We start from the raw sequence: 13,428 nt of genomic DNA on the forward strand, positions 1-13,428 counted from the left end.
TGGCTAAACGTCGAGGAAGCGGACGTCGCGGGCGTTACGGATGATGAAGTCGCGCCTTGCTTCGACGTCCTCGCCCATCAGCACGCTGAACAGGTCGTCGGCCTGCGCGGCGTCGTCGAGCGTGACCAGGCGAAGCAGCCGGGTCTCCGGGTTCATCGTGGTCTCCCAGAGCTGGCCGGCGTTCATCTCGCCGAGACCCTTGAAGCGCTGGACGTTGTCGCGCGGCCGGGGGTCGGGCTTGCCCGCGTCGATGCCGGCCTGGATGACCGCGTCGCGCTCGGCGTCGGAGTAGGCGTACGAGGCGTCGTCACCGCTGCGGTTCCACTTGATCTTGTACAGCGGCGGGCAGGACAGGTAGACGTGCCCGGCCTCGATCAGCGGCCGCATGAAGCGGAACAGCAACGTCAGCAGCAGCGTGTTGATGTGCTGGCCGTCGACGTCGGCGTCGGCCATCAGGATCACCTTGTGGTAGCGCAGCTTCGAGATGTCGAACTCGTCGTGCACACCCGTGCCGAGCGCGGTGATGAGGGCCTGGACCTCGTTGTTCTTGAGGACCTTGTCGATGCGGGCCTTCTCCACGTTGAGGATCTTGCCGCGGATCGGGAGGATCGCCTGGTAGCGCGAGTCGCGCCCGCCCTTGGCGGAACCACCGGCCGAGTCGCCCTCGACGATGTAGAGCTCGCACTTCTCCGGGTCGTTCCACTGGCAGTCGGCCAGCTTGCCCGGCAGGCCGCTGCCGGACTCCAGCAGCGACTTGCGCCGGGTCAGGTCGCGGGCCTGGCGGGCGGCGACGCGGGCGCGGGCGGCCTGCAGCGACTTGTTGATGACGTCCTTGGCCTCGCCGGGGTTGCGCTCGAACCAGTCGCGCAGGTGGTCGTTGCAGGCCTTCTGCACGAACGACTTGGCCTCGGTGTTGCCCAGCTTGGTCTTGGTCTGGCCCTCGAACTGCGGGTCGGCCAGCTTCACCGAGATGATCGCGGTCAGGCCCTCGCGGACGTCCTCGCCGGAGAGGTTTTCGTCCTTGCCCTCCTTGAGGAACTTCTGCTCGCGCGCGTAGCGGTTGACGATCGACGTCAGGGCCGCGCGGAAGCCCTCCTCGTGGGTGCCGCCCTCGGCGGTGTTGATGACGTTGGCGAAGGAGTAGACCGACTCCGAGTAGGAGTTGTTCCACTGCATCGCGATCTCGACCGAGATGCCGTCGCCCTCTTCCTCGAAGGCGATGATCGAGGCGTGCGCCGGCTCCTTCTTGCCGTTGAGGTGCTTGACGAAGTCGGACAGACCGCCCTCGTAGAGGTACTCGACGTGGTGCACCTCGCCGTTGATGTGGTCCGGCCGCTCGTCGGTGAGCGTGATCGTCAGGCCCTTGTTGAGGAAGGCCATCTCCTGGAAGCGGCGCGAGAGCAGCTCGAAGTTCCACGTGGTGGTCTCGAAGATCGTGCCGTCGGCCCAGAAGGTGATCTCGGTGCCGGTCTCGTCGGTCGGCTCGCCCTGCTGGAGCGGCGCCAGCGGCTTGGCGTTCTCCAGGCGCAGGTGGTGGTAGTAGCCGTTCTGCTTGACCACTACGTCCATGGCTGTGGACAACGCGTTGACGACGGCCGAGCCGACGCCGTGCAGGCCGCCGGAGACGGCGTACGAGCTGCCGTCGAACTTGCCGCCGGCGTGCAGCGTGGTCAGGACGACCTCGACCGCGGAACGCTTCTCGACGGGGTGGATGCCCGTCGGGATGCCGCGGCCGTCGTCAACGACGCGCACGCCGTTGTCGGGAAGTAGGGTGACGTCGATGTGTTTGGCAAAACCCGCGAGGGCCTCGTCCACAGCGTTGTCCACGATCTCCTGGACAAGGTGGTGCAGGCCGCGCTCGCCGGTGGAGCCGATATACATACCCGGGCGCTTGCGGACCGCCTCAAGCCCTTCGAGTACGGTGATTGAGCTAGCGTCGTAGGACAAGTGCGAAATCCTCCTGCCGCGGACACGCGGCTGGGTAAGCAGTCAACTGCGAGCTGCCCCTGCCGTGCCCGTCACCGTCGTGAGTGCCCCGATGCGCGGTCACCCGGGGGAGTCGGCTTGCTGCCGGGGTGACACGCAAGCGGACGTGTCCGGAATCCGCTTTCATTCTACCGGCTCGGAGCGCCGAAGGTGGCATTGAACGCGCCTGTGATGCTCTCTAGCTCGTTTTCCCCCCGCTTAAGCATCCCCCCTTTGCTCGGGGGGCTCATCGCGTCTGTGGCTCTCTGATCGCCCGGAGCGGCCGGACGCCGCTAGCCATAGGTGTCTCCGGGGCCCCGGCTGCCGGTCACGCGCAGGCCGCCGGTGGGGCGCGGCGCGTTCTGTGGGCCCCTGACCTTCACTTTTGTGACCGTGTTGTCACCGAGCTCCTCGTTCAGCCTGCGTACGAGGGTGCGCGCGAGCAGCCTGACCTGCGTCGCCCATGCCGTCGAGTCGGCCACGACGAGCACCTCGCCGTCCTCGAAGGACTCCGGTTTGGTGTGCGCGGCGAGATCGGTGCCGACGATGTCGGCCCAGCGACCGAAAACCCCGCCGACCGCGGCGGAGCGCTCCCAGCCGCGGTCCGACAGCAAATCCATGATGGCCCGGCCGAAAAGCTGGGGATCACTCGCTCCGCGCGACGGCCCGGCGGCCCGGCGGCGGGGCTCGCGCCGGGGGAGCTGGCCGCGCTTGGCCGCGTCCGCCTTGGCCTGGGCCAGCTTCTCCCTGGCCATCGCGGCGCCACGCGCCGCCGGGTTCTCCTCATCGGACACGGCTCACACTCCCCTCAGCGACGTCGTAGCGGGCGCCGACCAGCTCGCCGGGCACGTCGTCATCCACAGCCGCCGTGATCAGGACCTGCTCGGCCGGCGCCACGATCTCGGCCAGCCGGCGCCTGCGCTGGGTGTCGAGCTCGGCGAAGACGTCGTCCAGGATCAGCACCGGATCGCCGCCGTCGGCCTTCAGCAGGTCGTAGGCGGCCAGACGCAGCGCGAGCGCGAACGACCACGACTCGCCGTGGCTGGCGTAGCCGCGCGCGGGCAGCTCGCCGAGGCCGAGAACGAGATCGTCGCGGTGCGGGCCGACGAGCGTGACCCCCCGCTCCAGCTCCGCGGAGCGCACCTCCTGTAGCCGCTCGCGCAGCCGCTCTTCAAGGGTTTTCCCCAAGTCTGTGGATAACGTCTGTGTATCAGAAGATCCACGTCCGCCGGGCTCTTCGCCCTCAGGATCATCCCCACCTGTGGACAACGTGCTGCGGTACGACAGGGTCGCGGCGCCGCTCGCCGGGGCCAGCGCGGCATAGGCTCCGGCGACCAGCGGCCGCAGCGCGTCCACGAGATCGAGCCGCGCCTGAAGCAACTCGGCGCCGTGGCGCGCGAGATGCGCGTCCCAGACCTCCAGAGTGCTCAGGACGTCCCCGGCGCCCGCCGACGCGAACGCGGTGTCACTTTCCGCCCGCCGGGCGCTCCTGGAGCCTCTGCGGGCCTGCGCGGCCGTGCGCAGCAGCGCGCCGCGCTGCTTGAGCACCCGGTCGTAGTCGGCCCGCACCGCCGCGAACCGCGGCGCCCTGGACACCAGCAGGTCGTCGAGGAAGCGCCGCCGCTCCGACGGGTCGCCCTTGACCAGCGCCAGGTCCTCCGGCGCGAACAGCACCGTGCGCAGCAGCCCGATCACGTCCCTGGGCCGCGAGACGGGGGAGCGGTTGAGCCTTGCCCGGTTGGCCTTGCCCGGGTTGATCTCCAGCTCGACGAGTGCCCGCCTTTCATCCCTGTGTACGGCGCAGCGGACGATGGCCCGCGCGGCGCCCTGCCGTACCAGGGGAGCGTCGTTGGCGACGCGGTGGCTGGAGTGCGTCGCCACATAGCCCAGGGCCTCGACCAGGTTGGTCTTGCCCTGGCCGTTCGGCCCCACGAGGGCGGTGATGCCCGGCTCCAGGCCGAGCTCCACCGACGCGTAGGACCGGAAGTCGGTCAGCGAGAGATGGGCGACATGCACCCAAGGAAGGTTAGTGGGCCACACCGGTCCCTGGGGTCACCGCCGTGCCGCCTGTGGAAAACCTAACTGGCTTCCTTGGGCGGCTTGACATCGGCGCCGGGGGAGTCGGCTCCCTTTTCGTCCGAGCCCGCCGTCCCGGTGACCGCGTGGCCGCCGAACTGGTTGCGGAGCGCCGCCACGACCTTCATCGCCGGCGAGTCGTCCTGGCGGGAGGCGAAGCGGGCGTACAGCGCGGCGGTGATCACCGGCAGCGGCACGGCGTGATCCACAGCCGCCTGCACCGTCCACCGGCCCTCGCCGGAGTCCTGTGCATAACCCTTGAGCTCGTCCAGGTGCTCGTCGTCGTCGAGCGCGCGGACCATCAGGTCGAGCAGCCACGAGCGGATGACGGTGCCGGTGCGCCAGCTGCTGAAGCTGCCGCGCACGTCCTTGACGACGTCGGAGGCCTCCAGCAGTTCCCAGCCCTCGGCGAAGGCCTGCATCATGCCGTACTCGATGCCGTTGTGGACCATCTTCGCGAAATGCCCCGCGCCCACCTCGCCGGCGTGGACGAAGCCGTCCTCGCCCTCCGGCTTGAGCGTCTCGAAGATCGGCATGACCTTGTCCACATTGGACTTCTCGCCGCCGCACATGAGGGCGTAGCCGTTCTGCAGCCCCCAGACACCGCCGCTCACGCCGCAGTCGACGAAGCCGACGCCGCGCTTGGCCAGCTCCTCGGCGTGCTTCTGGTCATCCACATAGTGTGAATTCCCGCCGTCGACGAGGATGTCGCCCTCGGCAAGCAGTTCGCCCAGCTCGTCGACGGTCTGCTGGGTCGGTGCGCCCGCGGGCACCATGACCCACACCACGCGCGGCGCCCTCAGCCGCTCGACGAGCTCCTTGAGGCTCCCCACGTCGCTGACGGACGGGTCGCGGTCGTAGCCGACCACGTCGTGGCCACCGCGGCGGAGCCGCTCGGCCATGTTGCCGCCCATCTTGCCGAGTCCGACCATGCCGATCTGCATTGGTTAAAACCCCCTTGTCAGGCTTCCATCATTTCAGCTCGACAAGCGGATGGGCATGATCAGGTATCGGTAGTCGGGCGCCGCATCGCCATCCACAGGCTTGCCGCCGGTGAGGATAGCGGGCTTGGTGGACGTGGTCATCTGGAGCCTGGCCACGTCGGAGTCGATGGCGCCGAGGCCTTCGAGAAGGAACTGGTGGTTGAAGGCGATGTTCATCTCCTCGCCCTCGTAGTCCACGGGCAGGACCTCCACGGCCTGCGCCTCGTCGCCACTTCCCGCCTCCAGCACGACCTCGCCCTCCCTGAACGCCATGCGCACCGGGGTGTTGCGCTCGGCCACCAGGGCCACGCGCTTGACCGCCTCGACGAACGGGGCTGTGGACAACTCGGCCTTGGCCGCGAACTCCGTCGGCAGCAGGGAGCGGTACTTGGGGAACTCGGGGTCGAGCAGCCGCGTCGTGGTCCTGCGCCCGGCGCTGGAGAACCCGATCATGCCCTCGCCGGTGCCGCCGGCCGAGCTTAGCGCGATCTCCACCTCGGCGCCCGTGGAACCGAGAGCCTTGGCCGTGTCGGCGAGCGTCTTGCCGGGGATCATCGCGATCGCGGCGAAGTCCGGCTGCCCCGGCTGCCACCTCAGCTCGCGTACGGCGAGGCGGTAGCGGTCGGTGGCCGCGAGGGTCACGGTGTCGCCCTCGATCTCCATGCGCACGCCCGTGAGCATGGGCAGCGTGTCGTCGCGCCCGGCGGCGACGGCGACCTGGCCGACGGCCGAGGCGAACACGTCGCTGCCCACCCGGCCCGCGGCCGGCGGCATCGTCGGCAGGGACGGGTAGTCCTCCACCGGCATGGTCAACAGGGTGAAGCGCGCGCTGCCGCACGTGACCACGGCCTTCGCGCCTTCCACCACGAAGTCCACAGGCTGTGCGGGAAGGGCGCGGGTGATCTCGGCGAGCAGCTTGCCGCTCACCAGGACGACGCCCGCTTCACCGGTCTGTAGTTCGAGCGTCACCTCCGCGGAGACCTCGTAGTCGAAGCCGGACAGCTTGAGCTTCTGCTCCCCGGTGACCTCCAGGCGCATGCCGGCCAGGACGGGCACCGACGGTCGCGCCGGGAGGCTGCGTGCCGTCCATGCCACCGCCTCAGCGAGGACGTCTCGCTCGATTCGGAACATCACGGTGATCAACCTCCTGGTTTCGTCGCTGATTCAAGTGTTCACTCTCCCGCACCTCTGGACGGGCGGAACCCCTCTATGGGTCTTGAGTTTCTTTGTAAGAGAGATAAGAGGTCATCACACTAGGGGCGGTGGATACTGTGGACAACCCGAGTTCCCGCAGCTCAGCGGCCCAGTTTTCATCCACTGCCCGTGTGGGTGACGCCTGGGGGTAACTCTCGCGCCTGGGGATGAACAGTCGTTCCCCACAGGCCGTCCCCAGATCACAGGGTGTTCATCCACGGGTTATCCACTGGGTTTCCACCGGTTATCCACGGGGTAAACGGAGCTCCAGGTGACCCCCGAAACCACTGTGCACAGGCTGTCCCCAAGTCGTCCACTGGTAGTCCCCAAGTTGTCCGCAGGATGTCCCCAGATTTATCCCCAGGCATCGTGTAGGACTTTTCGGGCTCATTAGGGCGGCGAACCCCCGTTCTCCGGGAGTTTCCGCTGATCCACAGTGTTATCCACAGGGTGTGCATGACGACTAGGACCCGTGCGACGTCTGCTTTATGCGCATTGTTAGCTCGTTGACCTGGTTGTACATCGACCTGCGCTCCGCGATGAGCGAGCGGATCTTCCGCTCGGCGTGCATGACCGTGGTGTGATCGCGGCCGCCGAACTGCTGTCCGATCTTCGGCAGACTCAGGTCCGTCAGCTCGCGGGCGAGGTACATCGCGATCTGCCTGGCGTTGACGAGCGCGCGGCTGCGCGAGCTTCCGCAGAGGTCGTCGATGCTGATGCCGAAGTACTCGGCGGTCTTGGCCATGATGTTGGCGATCGTGATCTCGGGGCCGGACTCCGAGGTGATGAGGTCCTTGAGCACGACCTCGGCCAGTTGGAGATCCACACCCTGCCGGTTGAGGCTGGCGAACGCGGTGACCCGAATCAGCGCGCCCTCCAGCTCGCGGATGTTGGTGGAGATCCGGCTGGCGATGTACTCGAGCACCTCGGGCGGCGCGGCCAGGCCCTCCTGGATGGCCTTCTTCCTGAGGATCGCGATGCGGGTCTCCAGCTCGGGCGGCTGGACGTCGGTGATCAGGCCCCACTCGAACCGGTTGCGCAGCCGGTCCTCCAGGGTGATCAGCTGCTTGGGCGCCCGGTCGCTGGAGATGACGATCTGCTTGTTGGCGTTGTGGAGCGTGTTGAAGGTGTGGAAGAACTCCTCCTGCGTCTGCTCCTTGCCCTCCAAGAACTGGATGTCGTCCACGAGCAGGATGTCGATCGCGCGGTAGCGGCTGCGGAACCCGTCGGCCTTGTGGTCGCGGATGCTGTTGATGAAGTCGTTGGTGAACTCCTCGGAGCTCACGTATCTGACCCGCGCGCCGTCGTACAGGGATTGCGCGTAATGCCCGATGGCGTGGAGAAGGTGGGTTTTCCCCAGGCCCGAGTCGCCGTAGATGAACAGCGGGTTGTACGCCTTGGCCGGAGACTCGGCCACCGCCACGGCTGCCGCGTGGGCGAACCGGTTGCTGGCGCCGATAACAAATGTCTCAAAGGTGTACTTCTGATTGAGCCTGGCCGGTTCGCTGGGTTTGCTGCTTTTCGCTTCCCATCGGGGCTGGGCCGGCTCCGGTGCCTTCTCCTGTTCATAACCGAACTGGCGCTGTGGATAATCGGTGGATACCGGCTGTGCCTCAGGCTGTGGGGAATAGAACTGGGGTGGCTCTGAGACCTGGTAACTCGGGGTTTGCGGAGGCTGTGGAAAGTGATCCACACTCTGGGGATAACTCTGAGTCACAGGCTGGGGATGAGCCTCGGGCACCGGCCGCGCCGGCGCCGTGGTGTCGATCATCACCGCCAGCCGCATCGCCCGGCCGAGCTCCTGCGACAGCGCGTGCGCCACCAGCGGCCGCAACTTGCCCTCGATGAGGTCTTTCAGGAAGTCATTGGGCACACCGAGCACGATCGTGTCGTCCGCCAGGGCGATCGGCCGGACCATGGAGAGCCAGGTTCGCTGCTGGACCGGCACGCTCTCGTTGAGGAAGTTGTCCAGTGCCTTCGCCCATACGCCGCCGAGGTCCATAGTCCGGTTGCTCCTCCCTTTCGCGGCCCCCCGCGATCGTTTATCCACACCCGATGGCCGCTCGCTCGGTGATCAGCCTCACCGTCCACAACAGGGTGGCCGTGTGTTGTCCGCACAGTGTCCACAAGTGATCCACAAGCTGTGCACAGGCTCACGGCGGGCCTAGAAGGGCCGACAGTATCGATGTGCACAGCTGTGTTCAAGACGTTGTCCACAGCCTAGTGGTACCTCGGTGCACATACTGTGGACGTGGCCGGGGCGGTGGAAAACCCACATGTGGATACGTGGATAACCGGTGCTGGTTTGACCTGGGCCATATAAGACCCGTAACGTACGACGGTCGGCTTGCCACACGACGGCGCTTCTGCATGCCCGTGGCGGGCCCGTCCATGAGTGTTAGGCGCCCAGCTCGGGCGCATCATCAAGCCTGGAGCCCACCCGTGAGCAAGCGTACTTTCCAGCCGAACAACCGCCGCCGCGCGAAGACCCACGGCTTCCGGCTGCGCATGCGCACGCGCGCCGGCCGCGCCATCCTCGCCGCCCGGCGTCGCAAGGGCCGCGAGAAGCTGTCGGCCTGACGGCTCGCTGCGCCCGATTCGTCCGCCCGCCGGTGACCTTCGCCGGCGGGCGATAGGCGTCTTCAGTGCTATCCCCAAGCTCCCGGATGCGGCGGGGCGAGGACTTCGCCGCTGCGGTCAAGCGCGGCCAGCGTGCCGGTCGCCCCACTTTGGTGGCTCATCTGAGGGTTTCTGGTGAAGAAGAACCTCTGGTGGGTTTCGTGGTCAGCCGTGCGGTCGGCGGGGCTGTCGTGCGCAACAGGGTCAAGCGCCGTCTTCGACACCTGATGCGCGAGCGTCTCGACCGCCTCCCGCGAGGTAGCCTGCTGGTGATACGCGCCAACCCACCGGCGGCGTCAGCGCCAAGCGAGGTTCTCGCCGGAGAACTCGACACCGCGCTGAATCGTTTGCTGAAGAGGCGCGAGTCCGCGACGGATGGACACAGATGACGGAGCAGCCGCAGGGCGAGCCGAGCCTCCCGGCCCGGGTCCTTATCGCCCCGATCCGGTTCTATCGGGCTTTCATCAGCCCGATGCTGGGTCCGCGCTGCCGTTTCTACCCCTCATGCAGTGCCTATGGACTCGAGGCGATAGCCGTACACGGTGCTCTTCGGGGCATCTGGCTGACCGTCCGGCGCATCGGGCGTTGTCATCCGTTCAACCCCGGAGGACTGGATCCGGTCCCTCCACGCCCGGTCCGGTCACACGAAACGCAAGGGAGCTAGCTCGGTGGATTTCGCCTGGCTGAACTGGCTGTACACAGCCATCGCGCAAGTCATCACCTGGATTCACCAGGCTTACAGCACCTTCATCAACCCCGCGAGCGGCTTGAACTGGGCGCTGACCATCATCACGCTCACCGTCATCATGCGGATCCTGATCTTCCCGCTCTTCCTCAAGCAGATGCGCTCGTCGAAGAAGATGCAGGAGCTCGCGCCGAAGGTGCAGGAGCTGCGCAAGCGCTACAAGAACGACAAGCAGCGCATGAACCAGGAAGTCATGGCGCTGTACCAGGGAGCGGGCGCCAACCCCCTCGGCGGCTGTCTGCCGATCGTGGCCCAGTTCCCGATCTTCATCTCGATGTTCACGGTGCTCCAGGCGATCGCCAACGGCACGGCGACCAAGTACGGCATGACCCAGGCCGTCGTCGACAGCGCCAAGCAGGCGCACATCTTCAGCGCCGGCATCTCGGAGACCTTCTTCTCCGCCCAGGCTGTCACGAGCAAGGTCATCATCGGCGTCTTCGTCGCGGTCAGCTCGCTGACCACCTTCCTCACCGTCCGGCAGAGCGTCACCCGCTCCATGCAGCAGATGCCGGACAACCCCATGGCGCAGCAGCAGAAGATCCTGATGTACATCTCGCCGCTGTTCGCCTTCTTCAGCCTGAACTTCCCCCTCGGTCTGATCCTCTACTGGGTCACCACCAACCTGTGGACGCTCGGTCAGCAGCACTGGTTCTACAGCCGGCACCCGATGCCGCAGTTCGATGCCAAGGGCAACGTGATCCCCGAGAAGGCCAAGCCCGGACTGCTCGCCAGGTTCCGGAAGACCCCTCCCGTGGAGGAGGCTCCCGAACCGGAGCCCGAGCAGCCTAAGATCGTGCGGAACCAGCCCAGCCGGCAGTCTCGCAGCAAGCGCACCGGCAGCAAGAAGTCTTGATCATAAAGGAGACGCTCGCCATGACCGAGGCTGAGCAGGAGAAGGCGGCACCCGACCTCAACGCCCTGGAGCAGGAGGGCGAGATCGCCGCCGACTACGTCGAGGGGCTGCTGGACATCGCGGACATCGACGGCGACATCGACATGGACGTCGAGGGCGACCGCGCGCTCGTCTCCGTCGTCGGGGTCAAGGGCGATGACTTGGTCGGGCCTGGGGGAGAGGTCCTGGAGGCCCTGCAGGAGCTGACCCGGCTGGCGGTGCATCGGCAGACGGGGGAGCGGTCGCGGCTGATGCTGGACGTCGCCGGGTACCGCGAGAAGCGCCGGGCAGAGCTCAGCAAGCTTGGCAACGAGATCGCGGCTCAGGTCAAGCGGAATGGCGAACCGAAGTCGCTGCAGCCTATGACGCCGTTCGAGCGGAAGATCGTGCACGACGCGGTGGCGGCGGCCGGGCTGCGCAGCGAGTCCGAGGGCGAGGAGCCGCTGCGCTTCGTAGTGGTTCTACCTGTTTAACCAGTTCCACCCCACAAAGGCCGTCTGTCCCCCTGCGGACACGACGGCCTTTCCCTTATCCCCCTTTCTCATGTACGGCACCGCCACGCCGTACCCCCAACCCACGCCCTCCCCGCCACCCGCCACCCGCCACCTGGCACCCGCCACCTGGCACCCGCCACCTGCCACCTGGCACCTGCCACCTGCCACCTGGCACCTGCCACCTGGCACCTGGCACCTGGCACCTGCCACCTGCCACCTGGCACCTGCCACCTGCCACACCTGCCACCTGCCACACCTGCCACCTGCCACACCTGCCACCTGGCACCCGCCACCTGCCACACCTGCCACCTGGCACCCGCCACCTGGCACACCTGCCACCGAGCACTCGGTCCCATCTACCCGCCCGGCGCCACCCCACCTGCCACTCCGCACTTTCCACCCCACCCGGCGCGGCCCCCACCCTCCACCCAGGCGGGACCACCCGCCTTCCGGCACTCCGCACTCGGCCTGGCACCCGGCGCCCGGCGCACCTCCCGTCTGTTGACCCTTGTGGTTCCGTGGTTGGCGGCGGGATGCCGAGAGCGGGGGGTGAGAAGGCCGGGTGGTGCTGGGCTGTCCGCGACGTCGCACCCCTCTGTGACCCCTAGCCTTGTATCCATCGACATCGGCGTTATTGGAAGGGCCACCAACCAGTGAGCGAAGAGCTACCGGCTCCGCCCGACATCGCACGGGAAGTCTTCACCGGAGAGGCATGGGATCGGGCGAGGGCTTTCGCCGAGATTCTGGCCGGGCCCGGTGTGGTGCGTGGGCTGCTCGGCCCGCGGGAGGTGCCGCGGATCTGGGATCGGCACCTGCTCAACTGCGCGGTGGTGGCGGAAGCCGTACCGGAGGATGTCAGGTTGGTGGACATCGGGTCGGGGGCGGGATTGCCCGGTTTGGTGCTGGCGATCGTGCGGCCGGACATCCGGGTGACGCTGCTGGAGCCGCTGCTGCGCCGTACCGTCTTCCTGGAGGAGAGCGTCGAGGCGCTCAAGCTGGACAACGTTGAGGTGTTGCGCGGGCGGGCGGAGGAGCTGGCTGGCAAACGTGAGTTCGATGTGGCGAGCGCGCGGGCGGTGGCGCCGCTTGATCGGCTCTTGAAGTGGGCGATGCCGCTTCTTCGTGAAGGCGGCGAGCTCATTGCTATGAAGGGAGAGCGCGCGGCCGAGGAACTTGCCGAGGCCGACGCGCAGTTGAAGGCCGGCGGGGCGCGAACGGCTGAGCTTGTGACCGTTGGGCACGGTAAGGTCGAGCCGCCTGCAACATTGGTTCGGGTGGTAGCAGGTCGTACGCCGGAACGTGGTAGGCGTCGACGAAGGAGGTGACCGTTGTGCCAGTGGCCGCATGTGGCCTTGGCTGGCCCGCCGTCCCCTCCTCGGACAGCCCAGCGGGGGTTGGTTGGCCCGAAATGGGCGTGTCGCGACAGCGAATTCCCGACACGACCGTGCCTCTGGTTGAAAGGATGGCAATCGTGACCCAGACCCCCCTTAACCCCGGTGATTCGCCGTTGGTACGAGAGGCGCTCAGCTCAGTGGTTTCACGTGAAACATCTGCTGTCCAATCGGCCCCCGCCGCGGGTGAGGCCCCCGGCGATACCCGAGGCGCCTGGCCAAGACCGTCCAAAACCCGCGTGATCGCCGTGGCCAACCAGAAGGGTGGAGTCGGCAAAACGACCACATCGGTCAACATCGCCGCCGCCCTCTCGATGAACGGCCAGCGCGTCCTCGTCGTCGACCTCGACCCCCAGGGCAACGCCTCCACCGCCCTGGCCACCGAACACCGTGGCGACATCCCCGACGTGTACCAGGTCCTGGTGGACGACCTCCCGATGGCGGACATCGTCAAGGAAGTGCCGGAAATGCCCGGCCTATACTGCGCACCCGCCACCATCGACCTAGCCGGCGCCGAGATCGAACTCGTCTCACTCGTCGCCCGCGAGGCCCGCCTCCGCCGCGCCCTGGCCGCGTACGACGCCATCGAGTTCGACTACATCATCATCGACTGCCCGCCGTCGCTCGGCCTCCTGACCGTCAACGCGCTCGTGGCGGCCGACGAGGTGATGATCCCGATCCAGTGCGAGTACTACGCCCTGGAGGGCCTCGGCCAGCTGCTCCGCAACGTCGACCTCATCAAGGCCCACCTGAACCCGACGCTCAACCTCTCCACCATCCTGCTGACGATGTACGACGGCCGCACCCGCCTGGCTTCACAGGTGGCGGACGAGGTCCGAGCCCACTTCGGCGACACGGTCCTCAACACCGTCATCCCACGCAGCGTCCGATTGTCCGAGGCGCCCAGCTATGGCCAGTCCGTCATGACGTACGACCCGGGCTCCAGCGGCGCGATGGCCTACATGGACGCCAGCCGCGAGATCGCCTACCGCGCCAGCAAGGTCTAAAGCCCCCACCCCCACCCCCACCCCCACCCCCACCCCCAACCTCCGCCTCTCCACTCCACCCC

At 67.2% G+C, this 13,428-nt stretch carries 13 protein-coding genes; 7 read left to right on the plus strand and 6 right to left on the minus strand.

Annotated features, from left to right (window positions below):
* Positions 1-3: 3 nt before the first annotated feature.
* The 6 genes from gyrB to dnaA all read right to left on the minus strand — a co-directional run bounded on the left by gyrB (position 4) and on the right by dnaA (position 8,220).
* The gene (gyrB, locus tag HNR40_RS07180) at positions 4-1,947 is read right to left on the minus strand and encodes a DNA topoisomerase (ATP-hydrolyzing) subunit B (RefSeq protein ID WP_184959113.1); all 1,944 of its coding nucleotides are present in this window, start codon (positions 1,945-1,947) and stop codon (positions 4-6) included.
* Positions 1,948-2,258: 311 nt separating this feature from the next.
* Entirely contained in the window at positions 2,259-2,759 is a 501-nt protein-coding gene (locus HNR40_RS07185) for a DciA family protein (protein WP_312896220.1), read from the minus strand.
* Positions 2,749-3,981: a DNA replication/repair protein RecF gene (gene recF / locus HNR40_RS07190; RefSeq protein WP_184959114.1), complete on the minus strand. Its 1,233-nt coding sequence runs from the start codon at positions 3,979-3,981 to the stop codon at positions 2,749-2,751. The genes HNR40_RS07185 and recF overlap by 11 nt, the downstream gene beginning before the upstream one ends.
* 62 nt (positions 3,982-4,043) lie before the next feature.
* Positions 4,044-4,985 (minus strand): phosphogluconate dehydrogenase (NAD(+)-dependent, decarboxylating), encoded by a 942-nt coding sequence (gene gnd, locus HNR40_RS07195; RefSeq protein WP_184959115.1) that lies wholly within the window; start codon positions 4,983-4,985, stop codon positions 4,044-4,046.
* A 33-nt stretch (positions 4,986-5,018) separates the two neighbouring features.
* Positions 5,019-6,158: a DNA polymerase III subunit beta gene (dnaN, locus tag HNR40_RS07200; RefSeq protein WP_184959116.1), complete on the minus strand. Its 1,140-nt coding sequence runs from the start codon at positions 6,156-6,158 to the stop codon at positions 5,019-5,021.
* Positions 6,159-6,681: 523 nt separating this feature from the next.
* Positions 6,682-8,220 (minus strand): chromosomal replication initiator protein DnaA, encoded by a 1,539-nt coding sequence (dnaA, locus tag HNR40_RS07205; RefSeq protein WP_184959117.1) that lies wholly within the window; start codon positions 8,218-8,220, stop codon positions 6,682-6,684.
* Positions 8,221-8,660: 440 nt separating this feature from the next.
* Between dnaA and rpmH the strand changes: the two genes are divergently transcribed.
* The 7 genes from rpmH (at position 8,661) to HNR40_RS07240 (ending at position 13,366) form a co-directional block, all read left to right on the plus strand.
* A complete protein-coding gene (gene rpmH, locus HNR40_RS07210; RefSeq protein WP_043614899.1) occupies positions 8,661-8,798 on the plus strand; it encodes a 50S ribosomal protein L34 in 138 nt (45 codons plus the stop codon).
* A gap of 65 nt (positions 8,799-8,863) precedes the next feature.
* Positions 8,864-9,226: a ribonuclease P protein component gene (rnpA, locus tag HNR40_RS07215; RefSeq protein ID WP_184959118.1), complete on the plus strand. Its 363-nt coding sequence runs from the start codon at positions 8,864-8,866 to the stop codon at positions 9,224-9,226.
* The gene (gene yidD / locus HNR40_RS07220) at positions 9,223-9,501 is read left to right on the plus strand and encodes a membrane protein insertion efficiency factor YidD (protein WP_184959119.1); all 279 of its coding nucleotides are present in this window, start codon (positions 9,223-9,225) and stop codon (positions 9,499-9,501) included. The genes rnpA and yidD overlap by 4 nt, the downstream gene beginning before the upstream one ends.
* A gap of 4 nt (positions 9,502-9,505) precedes the next feature.
* Positions 9,506-10,435, plus strand: coding sequence for a membrane protein insertase YidC (yidC, locus tag HNR40_RS07225; protein ID WP_184959120.1), 930 nt, complete (start codon positions 9,506-9,508; stop codon positions 10,433-10,435).
* Positions 10,436-10,455: 20 nt separating this feature from the next.
* Positions 10,456-10,947 (plus strand): Jag family protein, encoded by a 492-nt coding sequence (locus tag HNR40_RS07230; protein WP_184959121.1) that lies wholly within the window; start codon positions 10,456-10,458, stop codon positions 10,945-10,947.
* A gap of 674 nt (positions 10,948-11,621) precedes the next feature.
* The gene (gene rsmG, locus HNR40_RS07235) at positions 11,622-12,293 is read left to right on the plus strand and encodes a 16S rRNA (guanine(527)-N(7))-methyltransferase RsmG (protein WP_184959122.1); all 672 of its coding nucleotides are present in this window, start codon (positions 11,622-11,624) and stop codon (positions 12,291-12,293) included.
* Between the two features lie 137 nt (positions 12,294-12,430).
* Entirely contained in the window at positions 12,431-13,366 is a 936-nt protein-coding gene (locus tag HNR40_RS07240) for a ParA family protein (RefSeq protein WP_221339951.1), read from the plus strand.
* Positions 13,367-13,428 lie beyond the last annotated feature (62 nt).

The sequence above is a fragment of the Nonomuraea endophytica genome, from assembly GCF_014203235.1.
Classification (GTDB): domain Bacteria; phylum Actinomycetota; class Actinomycetes; order Streptosporangiales; family Streptosporangiaceae; genus Nonomuraea; species Nonomuraea endophytica.